This is a genomic window from Pedobacter sp. GW821-FHT01D05 (assembly GCF_059422505.1).
In genome coordinates, this window is sequence record NZ_JBWKXA010000001.1 from 787,167 (window position 1) to 810,899 (window position 23,733).

Below are 23,733 nucleotides of genomic sequence, written 5' to 3' on the forward strand. Positions count from 1 at the left end.
ATGAGAAAAAAGATTGTTGCCGGTAACTGGAAAATGAACTTAGATTATAACGATGGTGTTTCGTTATTCAGCGAAATCGTAAATATGGTTAAAGATGAGCGCAAAGGCGATCAGCTCGCTATTATTTGCTCACCGTTTATTCATTTAAACAGCTTGGCAAAATTGGGTGGTAACGATGTTAAAATTGGCGCTCAAAATATTAGTGATAAAGAAAGTGGTGCATATACAGGCGAAACTTCAGCTAAGATGGTAAAATCTGTTGGTGCAGAATACGTTATTTTAGGGCACTCTGAACGCAGACAGTATTTCGCTGAAAGCGATGCTTTATTAGCTGAAAAAACTAAAGTTGCCTTAGCTAATGGTTTAACACCAATTTTCTGTATTGGCGAAACTTTAGACGAGCGCAACAACGGCAGCTATTATGAAGTGTTAAAAAAACAATTGGTAGAAGGTATTTTTGGTTTAGCTGAAGCAGACTTCAAAAAACTGGTTATTGCTTACGAGCCGGTTTGGGCTATCGGTACCGGTTTAACTGCCTCACCAGAGCAGGCGCAAGATATTCATGCTTTTATCCGCAGTGAAATTCAAGCTAACTATGGTTTTAATGTAGCTGATGATACAACCATTTTATACGGTGGTAGCTGTAACCCAGGCAACGCTGCAAGCTTATTTTCTCAGAACGATATAGATGGCGGCCTTATTGGTGGTGCATCGTTAAAATCACGCGATTTTACAGATATTATTAAAGCATTAAATAGCTAAATGCAATACACAAAAGCAATATTTACATTCAAAAGTATCGAAGATTATCAACAGGATCTGCTCATCAGCGATCTTGCCGATTTAGGCTTCGATACTTTCGAAGATAGTGAGGGTGGTTTTACGGCTTTCGTAATCAAAGACAATTTTAACGAGCAGGAATTAAAAGACCTCCTGGCAAATTATAGCGAAGAATTTGCAGCAGCATATACTTTAGAAGATGTTGCCGACGAAAACTGGAATGCCGAATGGGAGAAAAATTTTAGTCCGCTTATTATTGATGATGTATGTTATGTAAGGGCAACCTTTCACGAGCCTCAGCCATCATATCCCTATGAGATCGTAATCGATCCTAAAATGGCTTTCGGTACTGGTCATCATCAAACGACCACAATGGTAATGCAGTATATTTTAGCTGCCGATTTAAAGGATAAAAATATCCTTGATATGGGCTGTGGTACTGGAATTTTGGCTATTCTGGCAGCAAAACTAGGTGCTAAAAGCTTAATGGCCATCGATTATGACGATATCTGCTACGAAAGTACCATTGAAAATGCTGCACTTAACCAGGTAGATAATCTAAAGGCGCTTTGCGGTAGTAAAGAGGTAATTCCTAACGATGAATACGATGTTATTTTTGCTAATATCAATAGAAATATCCTGCTCGATCAGATTCATCGTTATGCCGAGGTTTTAAAAGCTGGAGGTAAAATTTTCTTCAGTGGATTTTATTTAGATCCTGATTTAGGAATGATTACTGCTGAATGTGCTAAATACGGCATTAAATACGTCGATCATAAACAAAATGGCGACTGGGTTGCGGCTCAGTTTGAAAAAAGGTAGAAGGACGGAAGGTTTAGGGTTTAAGGTAAAGTGATTAAGGTTTAAGGCGCAGTTTGTTCTCACATCTCCGGTTTCCAATCTTGTGTCTCCTATCTCAAATCTAACATCTAAAATAAAAAATATGCGCATACATTTTATTGCGATTGGTGGGAGTGCAATGCATAATCTGGCCATCGCCTTACATAAAAAAGGATATCAAATTTCGGGATCTGATGATGTGATTTTCGAGCCAGCAAAATCCCGTTTAGATAAATACGGACTATTGCCTGCTGAAATGGGGTGGGATGAACACCGCATTTCAAACGATCTGGATGCAGTTATTTTAGGCATGCACGCCCGGATTGATAATCCAGAGTTATTGAAAGCACAAGAATTAGGCGTTAAAATCTATTCTTATCCTGAATATATTTACGAGCAAAGTAAAAATAAATTACGCGTAGTCATTGGCGGTAGTCATGGTAAAACAACCATCACCAGTATGATTTTGCACGTGCTTAATTACTATAAACGCGATTTCGATTATTTGGTTGGTGCACAGCTGACTGGCTTCGAAACGATGGTAAAGGTTACCGAAGAAGCACCCGTAATGATTATAGAAGGAGATGAGTATTTATCTTCACCGATTGATAGAAGGCCTAAATTTCATCTTTACAAGGCAAATGTGGCAGTAATCAGTGGTATTGCATGGGATCACATCAATGTTTTTCCAACCTATGCCGATTATACTTCACAGTTTGATAAATTTATCGATACGATTGAGGAAAATGGAACTTTAATTTATTGTGAAGCAGACGCTGATTTAAATGAAATTGTAACACAATCGAAAGCCAATGTTTCAAAAATTGCTTATGCCATTCCAGCGCATGAGATTAGAAATGGAATAACCTATCTGCTTCCAGAAGAAACAGCTTTAAAGATATTTGGCGATCATAACCTGATGAACCTGAATGCAGCCAAATTGGTATGTAGACAATTGGAAATCAGTGAAGCCGAGTTTGATGTAGCTATTTCTTCATTTACTGGTGCAGCTAAACGCTTAGAGGTAATATCAGCTGACGAATCGACCAATGTTTACAAAGATTTTGCACATTCGCCATCAAAACTAAAAGCCACTATCGATGCGGTTAAAGGACAATTTGCCAACCGAAAACTGGTTGCTTGCATCGAATTGCATACTTTTAGCAGTTTGAACAAAGATTTTCTGAAAGAATATACAGGTGCGATGGATAAAGCCGATGAGGCAATTGTATTTATCGATATCAAATCTTTCGAACAAAAGCGGATGGAGCCTTTTTCTGAAGACGATGTTCAGCAGGCATTTGCTAATCCAAAACTGAAGTTTTTTAATGACGCAGCAGAATTAAAAGCGTATTTGTTAAGCTTGAATTATAAAGATACTAATTTACTCATGATGAGTTCTGGCAATTACGCAGGTTTCGATCTGCCCGAACTGGCGGCTGCTTTAGAGAAGTGAGATTTGAGACATGAGATTTGAGACGAATCCATTTGCTCAAATCTCGTTTCTTTGATACGTCTCTTAATATGTTTGTCTCATATCTCAAATCTAGTATCTCATATCTAAAAAACTATGAAAAGCATTGGAGATCACATTAAGCAAAGTAGATTGGCCTTGGGTTTAAGTCAGGCGGATGCGGCTAAAAAACTTAATATTTCTACTCCGGCCTTTTGTAAAATAGAGACCGGACAAACCGACCTCAATATTTCCCGTTTACTCCAGATTTCCAAAACGTTTAAAGTTTCTGTAACGCAGTTGATATCTGGGCAGTCTGTAATATCAGATTCATCGGAAGAACTCCTTGCGCTAAAAAAAGAACTGATCGAAAAGGAAGAAGAAATTAACAAACTTCGTAAAAAGGTTATCGATCTGTACGATAAGCTCGGAGTATAAAAATCGGTTTATCTGTTCTTTAGCCGACTAATTATCATAATAAAACAATAAATAAGAATAAAATTCATTTTTAAATAGATAATTATGAATTTTATTCTAAATATTTATATTTTTATAGAATGGTAATTGAAAACAACTTTAGTTTAGATCATATCGATCTGGCTATACTCAGGCTTATGCAGGATAATGCCCGGATCTCGAATGTGGATTTAGCAAAGGCATTGGATCTGGTTCCTTCAGCGGTGTTGGAACGGGTAAAGAAGTTGGAAAAGAAAAATGTAATTACCCAGTATAATGCCCGGATAAACCCTGTGGCACTCGATCTAAAACTGCTAGCCTTTATTTCAATGAAATCGTCACAAAGTTTGGGCTGTAGTGATACCGCAAACGAACTGGCAAAAATACCCGATGTGCAAGAAGTGCATGTAATTGCGGGAGATGATTGCTTTCTGATTAAAGTGAGAACAGCAGATTCAGCCTCATTAATGGCCTTACTACGGGATGGATTTAGTAAGATTCCGAATATTTTATCGGTTAAAACCACTATTGTGCTGGAGACCGTGAAAGAGCAGCAAAAATTAGTAATCCCTGAAAAATAAGCATATGTCAAATTTAAATAAAACAGCATCGCCGGTAATGGTTTACCTGGCATTTGCTATCGTATACATCGTTTGGGGCTCCACCTATTTTTTTATCCAGAAAGCGTTGGCCGGTTTCCCTCCTTTTATTTTAGGCGCATTCCGTTTTTCTATTGCGGGGGTGCTAATGTTAGGCTGGTGCAAAATTAATGGAGAAGATATTTTTGACCTAAAAACCATTAAAATTGCAGCAGTAAGTGGTATTTTAATGTTGGGCCTTGGCAACGGTATCGTGATTTGGGTTGAGCAGTTTATCCCAAGCGGTTTAGTAGCCATTATGGTAGCTTCGGCAGCAATATGGTTCGTTATTTTAGATAAATCGCATTGGAAAGAAAACCTGAGCAATAAATACATTGTATCAGGTTTAGTAATTGGTTTTTTAGGTGTGGTGCTCTTGTTTGGTGGCCAGATTGTACAGGCGCTTGATAAACCACAAAGTAATCTGCAGATTATAGGTATGGTATTACTCGTTTTCGGGCCAATAGCCTGGGCTGGAGGATCGCTTTATTCGAAATATCATCCCACTACCGGCAGTTCTGTTTCTGTTAACACAGGCTGGCAGATGTTGATGGCCAGTTTGGCTTTTTTGCCTGGAGGTTTTTTGAAATCAGAATTTAAGTTGTTGGATTGGGGGAGTATTCCACTTGATGCCTGGTTATCTATTGTTTACCTTATTCTGTTTGGTTCAATTGCCGCATTCAGTGCTTATGTGTGGTTGCTTAAAGTGCGTCCGGCTACACAGGTGAGTACCTATGCTTATGTAAACCCGGTAGTAGCCGTTTTACTAAGTTTAACTTTTACCAATGAAGTGATTGGTTTAACACAGGTAATCGGTTTGGTGATTATTTTGGGAAGTGTACTCCTGATTAATCTGCCGAAATATAAGACAGCATAGATTCTGATAGTAAAATCGTCATTTCGACTGGAGTGCAACGGAATGGAGAAATCTGCTGTAAGGCTTAGAAGTTAATTGGTCCGTGTTTTCTGCGTTTCCGTGGCAAAATAAAATAACATTATAGCAGGATCGTCATTGCGAGGAGGAACGACGAAGCAATCTTTTGATTAGATAAATACTACCGAATAAAGATTGCTTCCCCGAAAGGTCGTAACAGGCTATCGGGTAAAAAAGCCTTCTAGCAATGACGATTAATTTAAAATATTTTCCGCATGGTAAGGTGCTTTTTACCAAAAGTAGCACCGGTGGCTTTATGGATGGCAATCATCTGTTCGTTAAAATCGCCTACCCAACTCAATTCAAGCTCTTTGTACTGGTTTTTAGGGAGTACGTATTCACCTAAACGGATAAAAAGAACTGATTCCAGTCCATGTTTTTGGAACTTAGGCTTGGTGCCCATTACAATTGCCCTCATGCGGGTAACACCCACCCAGCGGCGGTAAGCAAACTTTAATTTTTCAATTAAGCCAAGTTTTCCATCAAAACCTTTAATCATCTGGTTCGCATCGGGAATCAATACGACAAAAGATGCTGGTTCGCCATTAAAGTAGGCAAACTGGATCAAATGTTCATCCATGATGGGTTCCATGCTTTTAAAGCTTTCTTCAAGCGTTTCTTTTTTAATAGGCACAAAGTTTTCAAAATCCTGCCAGCCATCGTTGTAGATTTCCATTAAATCATTAATGTATTTGCTCGAATTGGCCTTGCTGAAATATTCGAAAGTATAACCAGGTTTATTTCTTACCCAGTTGGCAATTTTTGTAAAACGCTCCGGGAAGGGGATAGTTAGGTTAATATGGTTGGTTAATTGTTCGTATTCGGTAATGAAGCCATATTTCTCGAAAAATTTCTGATAGTAAGGAAAATTATAGTTCATGCCGAAAGAAGGAGGGGTGAAGCCCTCAACCAGTAAGCCCCAGAAGCTATCGTTTTCACCGAAATTAATCGGGCCGTCCATGGCTTTCATTCCGTTTTCGCTTAACCAGGTTTTGGCAGTATCAAATAAAAGAAAGGCAGCTTTTTCATCATCAATACATTCAAAAAATCCCATACCACCGGTGGGTTGATCGTAGTGGTAGGCTTTTTTCTCATTAATAAAAGCTGCTACACGGCCAATCAGTTTTCCTGCATCATCTTTTAAAACCCAGCGTGTACATTTACCGTGTGCAAAAAAGGTGTTTTTCTCTGGGTTAAAAACATTTTCAACCTCACTATCCAGCGGACAGATCCAGTTTTTGTCGTTTTTATATAGGATTTTGGGTGTGTTTAGAAAGTCTTTTTTTAGTGATGAATTGCTTACAGGAATGATTTGCATGGGCAGATTTTAAAATTAAAAAGCATCCTACCAAGCGGGCGGATGCTTTTTCAAATATATGTTTTTTAAATATTAATAGTCGTCGTCGTCATCGTCGAAATTATCGAAGTTGTCAAGATCATCTAATGGCATATCAAAATCATCATCGTCATCATCTTGAGGCTTCTTTTTCGTTGTTTGAATATCGTCATCTTCAAGATCATCATCTTCGTCTACCTGTTTCTTGGTAGTCGGCTTAGTTGGGAGTTTCTTTGGCGCTTTCATAACACAAAAATAAAAATTGCTTTTATAGTTTAAAAATACAAAAAAACTTTTTTTAATAACAATCTGGAAGCAAAGAAATTAATTTATTTATTCCACATTTTCTCCAACAGTATTTTCCTCTTTTACGATGTCTTTTAACTGAGGGAGTTGGTTTAGGTTATTTAAACCAAAATAATCCATAAATAATGTGCTTGTGCTGTACAGGATGGGGCGGCCGGGTGTTTCTGCTTTTCCATCAATACTGATCAGCTCTTTTTCCAGCAGGCGTTGCACCGAATAATCTGAATTTACACCCCTGATCTGTTCGATTTCCAATTTGGTTATCGGTTGGCGGTAGGCAATAATGGCAAGCGTTTCCATTGCAGCCTGACTTAATTTTTTCTTCGAGCGGTGTAACTGAAGTTGATTAACCGTTTCATGGTAATCTTTTTTGGTGAGAAACTGGTAACCATTGTTTAAGAATACCAATTCGATGGCAAAATCATCGTGGCTGTATTTTTCCTTAATCTGCTCTATGCTTTCGAAAACCTGTGTTTCGGTAAATTCTTCATTGAAAACGGCATTTAGGGCAAGTATAATTTCTTGTGTACCGATGCTTTGGCTGGAAGAAAATACGAGGGCTTCGATGTGCCTGGTGGTGTTCTGATTGGGCATATACAAAAATAGAATTTTTGGGCATAAAAAAAGCGGTCTCGCTTTTAAAAACAAGACCGCTTTCAACACACAAATGAAACCTGAATTAAGATATAGTTTTAGGTTAGGTTATTAAATATCTATATCAATTCTATAAGAACGTCTTTGATAAACACTATCGTTTATTTCTAACACAAGTTTAAGGCTAAACAGGGTTGGATCAAGATTCTATTTAGTGAGTGGTATTAATAATTGAGTAAACGGTAAATTTTCTATTTTAATGGTATAGAAATGGATACTGTTGTACCATTTGTGGTATTTTGCCTAACATTTAAGTGTATAGGTTTTGCTCCAATCTGACCTAAAAGGTGCAATCTTTCTTTGGTTAACTGCATTCCTTTACTAATGTGTGTTTCCTTTTTATCCTTTAAAGAGTTGTCGATTCCAATCCCATCATCAATGATTTCGATGTTAAGATAGAATTCATCTTTCAGTTTAATGTTGATCAGGATTTCACCACCTGTTTCTTTTGGCATAATGCCATGCCATATTGCATTTTCTACGTAAGGCTGCAACAACATAGATGGGATAAAAGTTTCTTCTTTATCAATTTCTTCATCAATGTTAAAAATGTATTTTAATTTATCGCCGAAACGGTTCTTTTCCAGTTTCAGGTAGAGGTTTAGGTATTCTAGCTCTTCCTCAAGTGATATGTAGCTCTTGGTACAAATCTCCAGGTTCTTTCGGATCAATCTGGCAAAGCCGGTTAAAACCTTATTTGCTGAAGCTGTATTTTGCGTGTTGATATAATGCTGAATCGAATTCATCACGTTAAAAACAAAATGTGGATTCATCATCGCCTGTAAGGCTTGTTGCTCGAGCATCAGCACTTTGTTTTTTAACAACAATTGCTCTTGCTCTTTATCTTTTTGCTTACGGGTAATGTAAACAGCCACTTTATAAAAAATATAGGCGACCAGCAGTATCAAAATAGATAAGAACCATAGGCTTTGCCAAAAATGCTTTTTAATGGTAAAAGCTATTTTTGCCGACTCGCCCCAATTACCATTCTGGCTTTTGGCACTTACCTCAAATATGTAATCGCCTGATTGTAGTGAAGAAAAATCTAACCGCCTTGTGCGGGTTTCTACCCAAGCTGAATTTTCATTTAAACGGTAACGATAGGTGATGTCGCTCGTGGTAAAATCGACTGCACTAAAGGTAAATAGAATGGTATTGTTACCTGTTTCGAAAGTAAAATTACCCTGATCAACCGGCAAACGCTCATTGTCTTTGATAATAGAAGTAACGTAAACTTTAGGAAGATTCTTAACTATGTTTTTATTATTGTACTTAAATAAGATCAGGCCTTTGTTTGTTGCAAAATAAGCCGTGCTATCATCAATAAACAAGCTGTTGATATCATCACTCAAAAGGTCCTTTCCATAGTCGAAATTGGTCACAGTGAATTGATTGGGATAATCGGCTATTTTGTTTACACCTTTGTTTGTTAATACCCATATTTCGTTGTTTTTTACAAATATTTTGGTGCAGATATTATTGGTTAGGCCATCTTTTTGGGTAATCTGCCGGGTAATCTGCCTGTTCTTGTAGAAAATTAAACCATAACCATCTGTTGCCAAAATCAAAGTGCCGTCTGCAAGCTGCTGAATATCGTTTATTCTTTTGGTAAGGAGGGGGTGATTTTCGTAATGTTTAATTAATTTCCCCTTCGAAAATTGAGACAGGCCATTAATATTCGAAAACCACAAATTGCCTTCGTGGTCGTAAAAAACGTGATAGGATCGGTCTTTAAAAAAATCTTCCTTTTCGCGGTACTTAGCAGCGTTAAATTCGAATTTGTTTCTTCTGTCCGATAAAAAAACAACACCCGATGAAAGGGCTAAGGCGAGGTGATTGTTATTTTCGCCCACGCTAAAGTGTTTAATTACGAACATGGAGTTGTTCGATTCTCTTAAATAACTTACTTCATTCCTGCTGTTATAGATGTTTTTGAAAACGCCCATTCCATAATCGGATGCAAAATATATAGATTGATCTTTTGGATCGAAAGTAACCTGTTTAATGGTTTTGTATTTCTTGAAATCGTCTAAACCAATTTCATCTACCTGGTAATTGTTGATGGTTAACACATCGATTACGGCATCATCGGTGCCCAGCCACAGGCGGTTTTTTCCATCTTTTGTAATGCTTTTAATTACGTTGCTGCTCAGGCCCGATTCTGCATCAATAATAGATAAACGGTTATTGGTATTAGGAAGCATATAAATGCCCTGATTAGTGGCAAACCACATGTTTTGGTTATTGTCTTTAATCACTTGGTTAACAGGTATATCCTGTAGGTACTGCACTGTTTTTCCGCTTTTATCAAGAACAAAAGCGCCATTTGCATTCGACAACCAAACCTCTTTAGTAGTAACGTCGTAATAAAAATATCCCGACATGTTCTTGATCAGGTTCTGAGGAATCGATATGAGATCGTTGATGCTTCCATGTCTATATTGTTTTAAGCCGCCGGCATCTAGATAAAATAAAGATCTGTGCGTAGAATTGACAGCAGTCATGTAGGAGAGGGGCTGCACTTTTGAATTGATAATGGTAAAGGTTTTTCCATTAAATTTCTGTACACTTAAATCGCTATACGCAAATATGTTACCTTGCTCATCTTCATGAATAAAGGCATTGATAAACTTATCATTGAGATTTGGAGAAATGTATTTTTTGATGGTTTTTCCGTCCCAGCAAACAATTAGGTTGGCATTTGTTCCGAGCCAGATCCGCCCTGATTTATCTACTAAAAAGGAAACAATTACCGTATTAAAGTTCAGTTTTTTAAGCAGTTCGTCATTATCCTGGTTGTAAAACTTTCCTTCTTTTAAGTAGCTGAGCTGACCGTTTAAGGCAAAAAACCACAAGCGGCCCTCTTTGTCTTCTTTCATCTGAAGGATCTGGGTATCGGGCAGCCCATCTTCGATCGTAAAATTCTGGAAATTAGTACCATCAAAACGGCTCAATCCATTATCTGTTGCAATCCAGATAAATCCTTTTTTGTCTTGTAAAATATAATAACAGTTGTTGCTGGCCAGTCCATTTTTAGTATTATAATGGGGAAGGTAAGTAGTTTGAGCAAACAGGATTTTTGGCGCACTAAAAATAATAAGCCCGAATAAAAAAGCAATAAAAGAGCGGCCGAAGTTTAACTTCAGGATTGCTTTTTCAGCAAATAAAAGTGCTTTTTTGCCTGGTTTAATGATCACTGTTCGCCTTTGTAAATGATTTTATTTTTTCAAAAAAATCGCTTGCTCTTCTTCTCGAAATATTAATACTTTCTCCATTTTTTAAGAACACCTGGAGTCCGTTTTTAGAATTATATTCTTTTAAATGGTTAAGGTTGATGATGCTAGATTTATGGATCCGTACAAATTGGTCGCCCGGTAAAAGCTCCTCAAATTCCCGTAAAACTTTCGAAACCGTTATTTTATCATGATTATTTAAGTGTACAATAGAGTAATTACTATCGGCTTCGATATAAATGATGTCATCGATATCGATCATTTTAAAACCTTGGCCATAGGGAAGGGTAAGCTTCCTGATTTCGGATCTTGAGTTCAAACTGGACGCCAGATTGTTGATTCTTTCATCATTTTCATTCTGACCTTTAAAGCGCTTAATGTGCTGAAAAACCTTATCTACAGCTATCTTAAGCTCATCAATATCAATTGGTTTTAATAAATAATCGAGTGCATTGGCCTTAATTGCTTTCAGGGCGTATTGATCATAAGCGGTAGTAAATATAACTGCCGCATTATGTTTTTGGGCATCAGGAATTAATTCGAAACCATTCCCTCCGGGCATTGCTATATCGAGAAAGATTAAATCAATAGGATGATGTGCCAGAATATCTTTTGCCTCCGCTACAGATCTTGCAATACCGGTAATTTCTACCTGTGGACAGTTCTGTTGCAGTAAAAAAAATAATGATGACCGGGCAAACTCCTCATCATCAACAATAATGGCTTTTAATGTTGTCATAACTATAGGTTGGTGAATGTATTAAAATGCACTTACAAAAAAAAATGCAAATCAAAAAAACCAGTGTTCTGATTGTCACGTATGTATCATCAAACGAATTCAAAACCACTAAACATAGATTACTATGAAACACAATGAACTAGAAACAAAAAATGAACTTCAGGAAAAAAGTTTATTTGACAAAACTGTAGGCAGAAGGTCTTTTCTTCAGTATGCAGGTGCAGGCGCTGCTGGCATTGCCTTGGTAGCAGCAGGTTGTAAAAAAGATCGTGGTTACGACAATCCTACTATGGGTGGCGCAACATTAGATTTTAAAGATGATTTCGGGGTATTAAATTATGCATATGCTTTAGAGCAATTAGAAGCCGCATTTTACATAAAAGTTGCTTCAGCACCTCCTGCAAGTTTCACAGCTGCCCAAAAAGCATATTTCCAGGATATCCAGTTCCATGAGATTGCACACAGGGAGTTTTTTAAAGCTGCTTTAAGTACCGCTGCAATTGGAAGTTTGGAGGTAGATTTTTCATCAATTGATTTTACCAGTTCTGCTAGTGTTTTAGGCACGGCAATGGCTTTTGAAGATTTAGGTGTGGCTGCATACAATGGTGCCGGACCAAGAATTAAAAATGGTACATATCTATTGTTAGCCGGTAAAATAGTTTCCGTTGAGGCCCGTCACGCAGCTTATGTTCGCGATTTAATTTCAAACGGGTCATTTGCTGATCTAAATAGCCTTACTTCATTAGGTGCCAACAACGCAGGTGGTTTAGATGCAGCTTTAACGCCAGATAAGGTGCTTGCAATTGCCGGAAAATATATCAAAACCAAAATTAATGTAATCAACCTTTAATTTTTAAAATCAGAAAATCATGAATATCGTAAATATATTAGAAGAAATTGAAAAAGTTGACGGTGAAATCTATGAGAGATTAAATCCGAGAAGAGCCGCAATGAAAAGCTTTTTCAACATGGGCAAAAAAATCTCTTTGGCTGCTATGCCGCTGGCCCTAGGTTCAATGTTTCAAAAAGCATATGGACAAACAGCTTTACCTGCAGCGGTTGTTGATGTATTAAACTTTGCTTTATCGCTAGAGTATTTGGAATATCATTTTTATAATCACTGTATTGTTGGCAAAACTCCGGGATCGGCAGTAACTGATGTTACTTTTAATTTTCCAAATGCAGCCAGTCAAGCCGCCATTACTACTATTCGCGATCACGAAAAAGCGCACGTTGATTTATTGGTAGGTGCTTTGGGAAGTTCTGCACGTGCACCAATTGCCTATGCGGATACCGATTTTAGAGCAGGTGGAACGTTTTCTACTGTATATTCTGATTATGGTACTTTTTTAGCAGTAGCGCAAGGTTTCGAAGATACTGGAGTGAGAGCATACAAAGGTCAGGCAGGAAATCTATTGGTTAGTCCGGGGGTATTGCAAACCGCTTTACAGATCCACTCGGTAGAGGCACGTCATGCTTCGCACATCCGTCAAATGCGTACAGCAGCTGGTACAGCAGTATATAAGCCATGGGTTAGTCTTGGTGCTTCAGGGCAGGCGAATGATTCTGGAGTTCCTCAGGTAGATGCAGTATATGCTGCCGAAGATTTAACCGTACAAGCTGGTGTAAATATTGTAGGTATTGGTAGCAATACAGGCATAACCAAAGCTGTAGCTGTAGAAAGTTTTGATGAGCCTTTGGATAAAGCCAGTGTAATCACAATTGCTAACTTATTCCTTAAAGACGGTAAAAAGCTATCATAGCAAAAGTTCCACATTATTAATTAGGTAATGTTTAGTTTAAGGTAGGGAGGTAGAACTTGGTTTTACTTCCCTTTTTTGCATAAGATTATCAGGCTGACAGGATTTTAGGATCCAAATTCAGCACTAAGTGATTTGGAAAGCAAAGCAAAGTTCTGTTTTTCAATTAACGTTAATCCCGCTTAGCGCTAGATCTTATTAACTGCCCTTCGACTACGCTCAGGGTGACAGCTAAAGAGTATGTCGCTGCAATCGGATTTACTTACCTAAGTAATACTGAATAAACTTAAACATTCATTAATTCTATCAATATCTAATTAAATTACTTATTAATAGGTGATTACCTGTTCTTCCAAATGCTCAGGCAAATCTCTGTAGTTATATTTCTGTCCGCGTAACTGAGGTTCGAAACCTGCTGCTTTAATGGATTGCTGAATGCCACTTGCCGTAAAACGGTGTGGTGCACCAGCAGCCGATACCACATTTTCTTCGATCATAATCGATCCAAAATCATTTGCGCCTGCGTGTAAACAAAGCTGTGCGGTAGCTTTACCAACGGTTAACCAACTGGCCTGAATATTTTTAATATTAGGCAACATAATGCGGCTCAAGGCAATCATGCGGATATATTCATCAGCCGTTACATTGTTGCTGATGCCGCGGAGTCTTTTTAATAAAGTTCCGTCATCCTGGAAAGGCCAGGGAATGAAAGCCAGGAATCCGTTTGCATCAGCAGGTTTTTCGCTCTGTACCTGACGGATCCATACCAAATGCTCAAAACGCTCTTCGATGGTTTCTACGTGTCCAAACATCATGGTTGCTGATGTGGTAATATCCAATTGATGGCATGCACGCATTACATCAAGCCATTCCTGCCCACCACATTTTCCTTTTGAAATTAAACGCCTTACACGGTCATTTAAAATTTCGGCACCTGCACCAGGAAGCGAATCCATTCCTGCTTCTTTTAACGCTTTTAACACTTCAGTATGCGTCATTCCTTCCAGCTTTGCAACGTGTGCAATTTCAGGAGGACCCAAAGCATGTAATTTTAAATCAGGATATAATTCTTTTAGTTTTTTGAAAAGATCCGCATAAAAGGCTAAACCTAAATCCGGGTGGTGCCCGCCCTGTAATAACAATTGATCTCCACCTAAACGGAAAGTTTCTTCAATTTTTATCTTATAGGTTTCGATATCAGTAATATAACTTTCATCATGGCCAGGCCTGCGGAAGAAATTACAGAATTTACAGTTGGCAATACAAACGTTGGTCGTATTTACATTACGGTCGATCTGCCAGGTTACTTTGCCACTGGGTACCTGGATTTTCCTTAATTCATTCGCTACAAACATCAACGATGCCGTATCGGCATGATGGTATAAATGTACGCCTTCTTCAAGGCTCAAAAAATCGAAATGTAATGCCCGTTGCAGTAAATCGGCTGTATTCATACTACAAAGATAAGGAAAAGGGAGGGAAGGTTGAGGGGCTAAGGTTTAAGGTTTGTCAAAAAAATAACAAACACAGTTAATACGTCAAAATCTATTAAATCTTCCTCATCAGTGAAATCATTTATTATATCTTTACGGTTCTAAAAATTAATATGGTAGATTTTAATCGTTTTACACTTGCCAATGGCTTAAAAGTTTTGGTGCATGAAGATGCGACAACGCCAATGGCAGTTTTAAATATTTTATATGATGTGGGTGCCCGTGACGAGGACCCTGAAAAAACCGGTTTTGCGCATTTATTTGAACATTTAATGTTCGGCGGATCGGTAAATATTCCGAATTATGATGAGCCTTTGCAACGTGTAGGTGGTGAGAACAACGCTTTTACGAGCAATGATATTACCAATTATTACATCACGCTGCCTGCAGAAAACATAGAAACCGCATTTTGGTTGGAAAGCGACCGTATGCTGAGCCTTGCTTTTTCTGAAAAGAGTTTAGATACGCAAAGAAATGTGGTGAGTGAGGAGTTTAAGCAACGTTATCTTAACCAGCCTTATGGTGATGTTTGGTTAAAGTTGCGTCCGTTGGCTTATAAAAAGCATTCGTACCGCTGGGCAACTATAGGGAAAGAACTTTCGCATATCGAAAATGCCACTATGGATGATGTAAAGGCGTTTTTCAAAAAACACTATACACCACAAAACGCAATTTTGGTTGTGGGTGGAAATGTGAAAACTGAAGACGTAAAAAAACTGGCCGAAAAATGGTTCGAACCTATTCCGGCTGGAGATAAATATCATCGCGATTTGGTACAGGAAGAACCTCAAACCGAGGCCAGGGCAGAAACTGTTAAAGCTAATGTGCCTTTAAATGCGATTTATATGGCTTTTAAAATGCCAGGAAGATTAAATCAGGATTATTATGCCTTTGATTTATTATCGGATATTTTATCACGTGGGCAGTCTTCGCGCTTGTACAACAGCTTGTTGAAAGAGCAGAAACTTTTTAGCGATATCAATGCCTACATTTCGAGCAGTTTAGATCCGGGTTTGTTTATTGTTGAAGGTAAATTGGTGGAAGGAATAACAACCGAAACTGCAGAAAAAGCAATCTGGGCTGAACTGGAAAAATTAAAAGCCGAACTGGTTTCTGATAACGAATTAACCAAGGTAAAAAACAAGGTAGAATCTGTACTTGTTTTTTCCGAAATGAGTTTATTGGATAAAGCCATGAACCTGGCTTATTATGAGCTTTTAGGTGATGCCGCTTTATTAAACCAGGAAACTGAAGAATTTCTAAAGGTTAAAGCAGAAGATATTAAACGGATATCCAATGAAACTTTCCAACCAAATTCATCATCAACTTTATATTATTTAACTGAAGAAAATGCTTAACAGACAACAGGCGCCTGATTTTAAGCAGGTGTCGACTATAAATTTTATCCATCCAGAAAAAAAAGTACTGGATAACGGTGTGCCCGTTTTTACAATCTACTCCGGAGAACAGGATCTGGTACGTATCGAATTTATTTTTGAAAACGTAAACTGGAAGCTCGAAAAACCATTACAGGCCATTGCGGTAAGCGCATTGATCAATAATGGAACAAATAAATTATCGGCGAAAGAAATAGCCGAAAAAATTGATTTTTATGGTGCTTTCTTTCAAACAGAGTATGCCCAGGATCAATCTTCGGTTACACTATACACTTTAAATAAACATTTACACTCGGTACTGCCGATTGTGAAGGATGTTCTATCAGAAAGCCAGTTTCCACAGCACGAACTTGATATTTACATTCAAAACCAAAAGCAAAAGCTACAGGTAAACCTAAAGAAAAACGATGTTCTTTCGAGAAAAGAGTTTGCACAGGCTTTATTTGGCGATACAGCTTACGGCGTAAATATTAAAGCTGAGCATTATGATGCATTAAAACGCGAAGATTTAACTGAATATTTTAAAGCTGCCTATGCGCCTAATAATTGTACCATAATCGTTTCAGGTAAGTTTGATGATGCCAGCTTTAACCTGCTGAACGACGCTTTTGGACAAGATTGGGAAAAAAGTAATGCAGTAAAAAACAGTTTCAATTTTGCCTCAACAAAAAAACAGTTTGTTTATACTGAAAAACCAGAAGCTTTACAGTCAGCAATCAGAATTGGTCAGTTAGCTATTAACCGTAAACATGAAGATTTTTCTGGTCTTCAGATTTTAAATACCATTTTAGGTGGATACTTTGGCTCGCGTTTAATGAATAACATCCGTGAAGATAAAGGCTACACTTACGGTATTGGTTCTGGGATTTCTTCGCTACAACAGGCTGGTTATCTTTTTATTGCTACTGAAGTTGGTGCCGATGTTTGTTCGGCTGCATTAACTGAGATTTACAAGGAGATAGAGATATTGAAAAACGAACTGGTAGGGGAAGAAGAACTGGATCTTGTTCGTAACTACATGTTGGGTTCGATGTTGGGCAGTTTGGAAAATGTATTCTCACACGCCGATAAATTCAAGAACATTTATTTCGCAGGATTGGATTACGATTATTATACTAAATATATAGAGAAGGTTAAAACCATTACTCCCGAAGAATTATTGGCCTTGGCAAATAAATACCTTACTACTGATAGTTTTACCGAGGTAGTAATTGGGAAGAAATAAGTGTAAATATCCCCGCTATTCGTCATTTCGACTGAAGCGTAGCGAAATGGAAGATCTATCCAGATAGATTTTGCTTCGCAGAGCCTTCGGGTTCTCGGCTTCGTTACACTCCGCTCGAAATGACGACTTTTTCGGTTTGTTATTCTTTTATTAACTACCTATACTGGCATAAATATGTCGTTTGAACACTAGCTTTTACTTTAAAAGATGAGTTTGCAGGCACTTCAAAATTACTGCCAGCTTTAATGTTTTGCCAATCTGCAGTACCTGGTAAAAGTGCAGTTAGTTCACCCTCTATAACATGCATAATTTCTTTCTGAGCGGTGCCAAAAGTATATTCTCCCGGATTTATAACGCCGACAGTCGATTTTCCTTCAGCGGTTTCATAGCCTAACGATTTAACGTTGCCATCAAAATATTGGTTTTCAGTAATCATATGCTAATTTATAAAGAATTCCCATTAACTCATCTTATGAGTTGACCATTTCAGTTTTGTAATTTTTCAGGTATTCTGTTCTCACTATTTTAGCTGTTTTATGGTCTTTGGTGTGGCTCCATCCCGGAGGCATAAAGATATATAGAAACTTGTTTTTAATACCGGGCGCGCGCCAAACATCTTTAGCCAAAAGAACAATTTCGCCGAAATAAGCATCTAAAAAACTATTTTTTTTCATTTCCCGGGTAATACCATATTCAATTTTTATTGTTTTGTCTTCTTCCTGGTAGGTTTTAAAAACATGGTCCCAGATGGGTAGCAGGTTGCAGAAATTGGTATCCATATACAGTGCATTCTTGGCATGGTGTACACGATGATGAGAAGGCGTAAGGATGATTTTATTTAAAAATCCAAACCGGCCATCTTTAGAAATGTTTTCTCCAATGTGGATAAAAGATCCCCAAAAACCGTCGATAAACATGATTAAAAAAAGCAGGGCAGGGCTTACACCCAAAAGAATGCATGTTGTAGTTCTAATCAGGTCTGCATAAGGTGCTTCAAGAAAAAAATGCGCAAAATTTACCGATAAATTCATGGTTTCGGGTGCGTGATGGGTGGAGTGCAAACACCAGAAAAGCCTTACTTTATGTGCTAAAAAATGATAAATAAAATGGCCAAATTCCCAGATCACATAACCATATAATAGCCAGTACCATGTAATCTCCGTTTTAAAAATGGCATATTTGCCAAATAAACCGATACAGATAGACACCATGCCGATAGAAATAATGCGGCCAATAAAAGAATTAATCACCAGTGAAAAGAAAGAAATCCGGTAATCAACCACTTTAAAACGGCGGTAAAATGCCATCCTGATGATTTCAAAAAATAATAAAAAAGGAATCAAAGGCCCCATAAGTGCACTAATGCCATTCCAGCTCATAAACTGGCTATAATCATTGGTCTGCAGTAGTTTTAATAGCGCTGGTAAGCCGAAGAATCCAACGAGCCATTCCTTTACGCCTTCAAGAAAATCTATCATCTTATTATATTTGGTTTGTTGAAATTATATAAAACTAAAATTTTATTCAAATAAATTCGCTAAATAGTAGGGCTTTGTTGCAGTATATTCATTAAACCCTGGTTTTGTTTAGTGGTGATAGCGATTGTCAGGCAAGCTCAATATTTAAGCATTTTTATCATTATACTTTTATATTCCCGCAATTTTCGTATCTTTGCCTGGCAAATAATAAATCCTAATTTATTTGCTATGCAACTCGATTCCACAAAGTTTATTGCCACAGGTTTAACGTATGACGACGTACTTCTAGTACCCGCATATTCCGAAATTCTGCCCCGTGAAGTAAATACAGCCACTTTTTTAACAAAAAAAATTAAACTTAATGTTCCATTGATTTCTGCCGCGATGGATACTGTAACAGAAGCCGAACTAGCCATTGCCATCGCGCAAAACGGTGGTATTGGTATGTTACACAAAAACATGACTATAGAACGACAAGCCGAAGAAGTACGTAAGGTTAAACGTTCTGAAAGCGGTATGATCCAGGATCCAGTAACCTTATTGGAAACAGCTGTTGTGTCTGATGCTTTCAAGATTATGAAAGAGCATAAAATTGGTGGTATTCCTGTTGTAAGCAGCGATAATAAATTGGTAGGTATTATTACAAACAGGGATTTACGTTTCCAAAAGGATATGAAAAGACCGATTTCTGAGGTAATGACTAAAGAAAATTTAATCATTGCACCAGAAGGAACTACTTTGGTTCAGGCAGAGGAAATTCTTCAGAACCATAAAATCGAGAAACTTCCTGTAGTGAGCAAAGATGGTTACCTAAGCGGTTTAATTACTTTTAAAGATATTTCGAAGGTTAAAAATTATCCTGCAGCCTGTAAAGACGAACGTGGCCGTTTACGTGTAGGTGCTGCGGTTGGAGTAACGGCTGATACTATACAGCGTGTTGATGCCTTAGTTCATGCCGGTGTTGATGTAATTACCATTGATACTGCTCATGGTCACTCTAAAGGCGTAGTTGATAAATTAAAAGAAGTTAAAGCTAAATATCCTGATTTGCAGGTTATCGTTGGAAATATAGCAACTGGTGCTGCTGCAAAATTCTTAGCCGATGCCGGTGCTGATGCCGTTAAGGTTGGTATTGGTCCTGGTTCTATCTGTACCACCAGAATTATTGCCGGCGTTGGTGTTCCTCAATTATATGCGGTTTACGAATGTGCCAAAGCTTTAAAAGGTACAGGTGTTCCTGTTATTGCCGATGGTGGTATTAAACACACAGGTGATATTGCCAAAGCAATTGCTTCTGGAGCAAGTACGGTAATGGCAGGTTCGTTATTTGCCGGAGTTGAAGAATCACCGGGCGAAACCATTATCTACGAAGGACGTAAATTTAAATCTTACCGTGGAATGGGCTCAATTGAAGCAATGGAGCAAGGTTCTAAAGACCGTTATTTCCAGGATGTGGAAGATGATATTAAAAAGTTAGTTCCTGAAGGAATTGTTGGCCGTGTGCCATTTAAGGGTACCTTAGCGGAAGTAATGTATCAATACATTGGTGGTTTACGTGCAAGTATGGGCTATTGCGGTGCAGCAAATATCGAGGCATTACAAGAAGCACAATTTGTGCAGATTACGGCTGCAGGTATGCGAGAAAGCCATCCGCACGATATTACAATTACTAAAGAAGCACCTAATTATACCAGATAGGGTTTAGGGTGTAAGGTCGAGAACTTAGTGAAGAAGATCTAACTACTCAAAATTTTAAGAAAAGAATATAATAGCTAAAGTCCCCTTTAGGGGATTTAAGGATAATTACAGCGGGGCATCGTTTACGATAGCCCCGTTTTTGTTTTTAGACCTTAGGTTTTAAAACCTATAAGGTCTGGAGAATTAATTAAAAATAGAAAAATCACAAAATAAAATTTGGCACCTAAAATTTTTTAATATATTTGTCGACTAAATCTATAGGATTTATATAATAATTATGAAAACAAATCAAAAAACACGCTCGTATTGTTGTTGTAGCCACTCTAAAACAGTAATCGAATACTTTCGAACGAGTCATTAATCAACAACATTTAAACAAACTATATAACTAATCATGAACAAAAGTTTACTAATTCTCTTTTCATTTTTACTTTCGGCAAGTTTTGCCTTTGCCCAAAGCCCAGTAACAGGTGTAATTAAAACAACAAATGGCAGTACAATACCACATGCTACTGTAAAGGTAAGAGGAACAAACCAAGCCGTAGTGGCCGATGATAATGGTGTTTTCAGCATAAATGTAAGACAAGAGACTCCATTTTACCTTCAAGTGAGCTCAGTTGGCTATAAACCGCAGGATTTTCAGATTTTAAAACTTCAGGAAAGCCCAATAGAATTGGTTCTCGTAGAAAATGCATTATTAGATGAGATCGTTGTAACGTCGAGAAGACGTTCGGAGGTTTTACAGGATGTGCCTATTCCAATTACTGTAATTGGCGGCCAGGCAGCAGAAAATGCGGGTGCTTTTAACGTTAACCGTTTAAAAGAGTTGGTACCGTCTGTACAATTGTATGCCTCGAATGCCAGAAATACAACACTTAATATTAGAGGTTTGGGGTCAACATTCGGTTTAACTAATGATGGTATCGATCCGGGTGTAGGTTTTTACGTAGATGGTGTTTACCATGCGCGTCCGGCTGCTACCTCAACCGATTTCCTGGATATAGAACAAATAGAAGTAATCCGTGGTCCTCAAGGTACGTTATTTGGTAAAAATACTACCGCAGGTGCATTTAACATTACTACCTCAAAACCAACACAAACACCAAGTGCCAAAGTAGAACTAAGTGTAGGAAATTATAATTTTATCCAGGCAAAAACGTCAGTTTCGGGAGGAGTAGCAAAAAATCTTGCTGCAAAAATATCAATCTCCGGTACCCAACGCGATGGTACAATATGGAATACCAGAGAAGAACGTAGATATAGCGGACAAAACAACCTTGGCTTTAAAGGTCAGTTATATTTTACCCCTTCAGATAGGTTACAGATATTGTTGAGTAGTGATGTAAGTATTCAACATCCTGCAGGTTACCCATTGGTAATTGCTGGTGTAGCGCAGACAGAAAGAAGCGCTTACCGTCAGTATGCCAAAATTGTTTCTGATTTAGGCTACCAACAACCAAAAATTGATCCTTTTTCCAGAGAGATCAATACCAATACCCCTTGGAGACACAATCAGTCGATCGGAGGTATATCTTTAAATGTGGATTATAAGATTGGTGGCGGAACATTAACTTCTACTACTGCATGGAGATTCTGGAACTGGGATCCTACCAACGACAGGGATTTCTCTGAACTGTCTGCATTAACCAAGTCTCAAGGTAACTCCCGTCATGATCAATATTCACAGGAAATTAGATATGCTGGTAATATCACCGATAAATTAAGTGGTGTAATTGGTGTGTTTGCCCTTGCTCAGAACTTAAAAGGTTTGGCTCAAACCGAAGAAGTAGGTAAAGATCAATGGAGATTTGTACAAACCAGCAATACGGGTAGTCAGGCTTTATACTCAACACCGGGTTTATTAGATGGCTTTGGGATCAAAACCAATTCGACCATCAAATCGTTAAGTGCAGCTATTTTTGCTCAGGTTGACTGGGAATTTTTAGAACACTTTCACGTATTACCTGGTTTAAGATACACCTACGATAAAAAAGATGTGGATTACGACAGGGTAACTTATGGCGGATTGCAGACTACAGATGCCGCTTTACTTGCACTTAAAGCTGCCGTATACAGCAACCAGCAATTCACTACCAATGTAGATAACAATAACCTATCGGGTAACTTAACGGCTTCATACCGCCCTAACACGAAGTTAAATGTTTACGGAACTTTCTCTACCGCCTACAAACCAGTTGGTGTTAACGTAGGTGGGTTGCCAACTACTTCAACCGGACAAGCAGACTTATCAGTTGCTGTTGTAAAGCCAGAATATGTTCAACATTACGAATTAGGTTTAAAAACAAAACCGGTTAAAGGTGCCATATTAAATATTACCGCTTTTAATACCGATATTAAAGATTACCAAACCAATGTTCAATCTCCACAGCTGGGTGTAAACAGAGGTTATCTTGCTAATGCTGAAAAGGTTAAAGTAAAAGGTTTAGAAATTGATGGAACTTATCAATTGGAAAGGTTCTTAACTTTAAATGCAGCCGTTGCTTACCTTGATGGTAAATATGTGAAATTCACCAATGCACCACTTCCTTTAGAAGAAACCGGCCATACTGAATTAATAAACGGTGTAGCTACCCAAGTGGCATTTAAAGATGCTTCGGGAGGCAGATTGCCAGGTATTTCTAAATGGAATATTTCTGGAGGTTCTGAATTTAGTACCCCTGGTAATTTAGCAACCAGGGCTGGCAGATATTTTATTGCAGGCGATGCGAGTTACCGTTCAGAATATTCTTCAAACCCTACACCATCAAGCATCTTAAATGTTAAAGGATATGCTTTATTTAATGCAAGGTTAGGATTCAAATCAGATAAGTTCTCTTTATTTGTTTGGAGCAGAAATATTGCAAATAGAAACTATTATGAACAATTGCAGGCTGCAGCAGGTAACTCAGGCTTATATGCAGGTGTACTCGGAGATCCAAGAACTTACGGTGCAACAATCCGTTATGCTTTCTAAGATCGTTTAACTAAAAAATCTTTTCTCTTATATTTGGTTAAAAGGAGTGGCGTTAATGCTGCTCCTTTTTTGTGCTAAAAAATACTTAAGTATCCTCAAGTGGTCAATATTATTTAGAAAAGCAAAGACAGAATTCCATTTTAGAGTCAGTCCTGCTATCCCTCCAAGTCCTCGCTCATTGCTTTGCTCCGGGCTTTCCGTTTTATCAGGTTTATTTAACAAAGGCGGTGGTTCTTGGAAAGAAAATTATACGATCAAACCTCGCAGGTTTTTAAAACCTGCGAGGTTTAATTAAAATAAGTCCTGTAACAGCTTTGTGCAGAATTAAAATTTACAGAA

At 37.9% G+C, this 23,733-nt stretch carries 20 protein-coding genes; 12 read left to right on the forward strand and 8 right to left on the reverse strand.

Annotated elements, in window-relative coordinates; all coding sequences use genetic code 11:
* The 6 genes from tpiA (at nucleotide 1) to AC07VK_RS03215 (ending at nucleotide 5,044) form a co-directional block, all read left to right on the forward strand.
* Nucleotides 1-762 carry a triose-phosphate isomerase gene (gene tpiA / locus AC07VK_RS03190; RefSeq protein WP_492953230.1) on the forward strand — a complete coding sequence of 254 codons (762 nt, stop codon included), beginning with the start codon at nucleotides 1-3 and terminating at the stop codon, nucleotides 760-762.
* Nucleotides 763-1,602: a 50S ribosomal protein L11 methyltransferase gene (gene prmA / locus AC07VK_RS03195; RefSeq protein ID WP_492958272.1), complete on the forward strand. Its 840-nt coding sequence runs from the start codon at nucleotides 763-765 to the stop codon at nucleotides 1,600-1,602.
* A 121-nt stretch (nucleotides 1,603-1,723) separates the two neighbouring features.
* Entirely contained in the window at nucleotides 1,724-3,076 is a 1,353-nt protein-coding gene (locus AC07VK_RS03200; protein WP_492958274.1) for a UDP-N-acetylmuramate--L-alanine ligase, read from the forward strand.
* 114 nt (nucleotides 3,077-3,190) lie between these two features.
* Complete coding sequence (locus tag AC07VK_RS03205; RefSeq protein ID WP_492958276.1) at nucleotides 3,191-3,511, forward strand: helix-turn-helix domain-containing protein; 321 nt, start codon at nucleotides 3,191-3,193, stop codon at nucleotides 3,509-3,511.
* 119 nt (nucleotides 3,512-3,630) lie between these two features.
* Nucleotides 3,631-4,110 (forward strand): Lrp/AsnC family transcriptional regulator, encoded by a 480-nt coding sequence (locus AC07VK_RS03210; protein ID WP_492958278.1) that lies wholly within the window; start codon nucleotides 3,631-3,633, stop codon nucleotides 4,108-4,110.
* Between the two features lie 4 nt (nucleotides 4,111-4,114).
* Nucleotides 4,115-5,044 (forward strand): EamA family transporter, encoded by a 930-nt coding sequence (locus AC07VK_RS03215; RefSeq protein ID WP_492958280.1) that lies wholly within the window; start codon nucleotides 4,115-4,117, stop codon nucleotides 5,042-5,044.
* A 256-nt stretch (nucleotides 5,045-5,300) separates the two neighbouring features.
* Here the strand turns inward: AC07VK_RS03215 and AC07VK_RS03220 are convergent, their stop codons facing one another.
* The 5 genes from AC07VK_RS03220 to AC07VK_RS03240 form a co-directional block, all read right to left on the reverse strand.
* Entirely contained in the window at nucleotides 5,301-6,419 is a 1,119-nt protein-coding gene (locus tag AC07VK_RS03220) for a GNAT family N-acetyltransferase (protein WP_492953235.1), read from the reverse strand.
* Between the two features lie 72 nt (nucleotides 6,420-6,491).
* Nucleotides 6,492-6,683: a hypothetical protein gene (locus AC07VK_RS03225; RefSeq protein WP_057935224.1), complete on the reverse strand. Its 192-nt coding sequence runs from the start codon at nucleotides 6,681-6,683 to the stop codon at nucleotides 6,492-6,494.
* An 87-nt stretch (nucleotides 6,684-6,770) separates the two neighbouring features.
* Nucleotides 6,771-7,337, reverse strand: a complete 567-nt coding sequence (gene scpB, locus AC07VK_RS03230) for an SMC-Scp complex subunit ScpB (RefSeq protein WP_492958282.1) — start codon at nucleotides 7,335-7,337, stop codon at nucleotides 6,771-6,773.
* 251 nt (nucleotides 7,338-7,588) lie between these two features.
* A complete protein-coding gene (locus AC07VK_RS03235) occupies nucleotides 7,589-10,594 on the reverse strand; it encodes a ligand-binding sensor domain-containing protein (protein ID WP_492958284.1) in 3,006 nt (1,001 codons plus the stop codon).
* Nucleotides 10,584-11,369, reverse strand: coding sequence for a LytR/AlgR family response regulator transcription factor (locus AC07VK_RS03240; protein WP_492958286.1), 786 nt, complete (start codon nucleotides 11,367-11,369; stop codon nucleotides 10,584-10,586). Before AC07VK_RS03240 ends, AC07VK_RS03235 begins: the two co-directional genes overlap by 11 nt.
* Before the next feature lie 124 nt (nucleotides 11,370-11,493).
* Here AC07VK_RS03240 and AC07VK_RS03245 point away from each other — a divergent pair, with 124 nt between their 5' ends.
* Both AC07VK_RS03245 and AC07VK_RS03250 read left to right on the forward strand, forming a co-directional pair.
* The gene (locus AC07VK_RS03245; protein WP_492953239.1) at nucleotides 11,494-12,219 is read left to right on the forward strand and encodes a ferritin-like domain-containing protein; all 726 of its coding nucleotides are present in this window, start codon (nucleotides 11,494-11,496) and stop codon (nucleotides 12,217-12,219) included.
* Nucleotides 12,220-12,238: 19 nt separating this feature from the next.
* Nucleotides 12,239-13,132: a ferritin-like domain-containing protein gene (locus tag AC07VK_RS03250; protein ID WP_492958288.1), complete on the forward strand. Its 894-nt coding sequence runs from the start codon at nucleotides 12,239-12,241 to the stop codon at nucleotides 13,130-13,132.
* A 326-nt stretch (nucleotides 13,133-13,458) separates the two neighbouring features.
* Here the strand turns inward: AC07VK_RS03250 and AC07VK_RS03255 are convergent, their stop codons facing one another.
* Nucleotides 13,459-14,583, reverse strand: a complete 1,125-nt coding sequence (locus AC07VK_RS03255; protein WP_492953241.1) for a CofH family radical SAM protein — start codon at nucleotides 14,581-14,583, stop codon at nucleotides 13,459-13,461.
* Between the two features lie 152 nt (nucleotides 14,584-14,735).
* Between AC07VK_RS03255 and AC07VK_RS03260 the strand changes: the two genes are divergently transcribed.
* Together AC07VK_RS03260 and AC07VK_RS03265 are read left to right on the forward strand one after the other, a co-directional pair.
* The gene (locus AC07VK_RS03260) at nucleotides 14,736-15,980 is read left to right on the forward strand and encodes a M16 family metallopeptidase (protein ID WP_492958290.1); all 1,245 of its coding nucleotides are present in this window, start codon (nucleotides 14,736-14,738) and stop codon (nucleotides 15,978-15,980) included.
* Nucleotides 15,973-17,244 carry a M16 family metallopeptidase gene (locus AC07VK_RS03265; protein WP_492953243.1) on the forward strand — a complete coding sequence of 424 codons (1,272 nt, stop codon included), beginning with the start codon at nucleotides 15,973-15,975 and terminating at the stop codon, nucleotides 17,242-17,244. The genes AC07VK_RS03260 and AC07VK_RS03265 overlap by 8 nt, the downstream gene beginning before the upstream one ends.
* Nucleotides 17,245-17,398: 154 nt before the next feature.
* Here AC07VK_RS03265 and ppnP read toward each other — a convergent pair whose 3' ends face one another.
* Together ppnP and AC07VK_RS03275 are read right to left on the reverse strand one after the other, a co-directional pair.
* Nucleotides 17,399-17,680, reverse strand: coding sequence for a pyrimidine/purine nucleoside phosphorylase (ppnP, locus tag AC07VK_RS03270; RefSeq protein WP_492953244.1), 282 nt, complete (start codon nucleotides 17,678-17,680; stop codon nucleotides 17,399-17,401).
* A 34-nt stretch (nucleotides 17,681-17,714) separates the two neighbouring features.
* On the reverse strand, nucleotides 17,715-18,722 hold the full coding sequence (locus AC07VK_RS03275) for a sterol desaturase family protein (protein ID WP_492953245.1): 1,008 nt from the start codon (nucleotides 18,720-18,722) through the stop codon (nucleotides 17,715-17,717).
* Nucleotides 18,723-18,950: 228 nt separating this feature from the next.
* Here AC07VK_RS03275 and guaB point away from each other — a divergent pair, with 228 nt between their 5' ends.
* Complete coding sequence (gene guaB / locus AC07VK_RS03280; RefSeq protein WP_492953246.1) at nucleotides 18,951-20,420, forward strand: IMP dehydrogenase; 1,470 nt, start codon at nucleotides 18,951-18,953, stop codon at nucleotides 20,418-20,420.
* Nucleotides 20,421-20,814: 394 nt separating this feature from the next.
* Entirely contained in the window at nucleotides 20,815-23,394 is a 2,580-nt protein-coding gene (locus AC07VK_RS03285; RefSeq protein ID WP_492958292.1) for a TonB-dependent receptor, read from the forward strand.
* The last annotated feature ends 339 nt before the right edge of the window (nucleotides 23,395-23,733 follow it).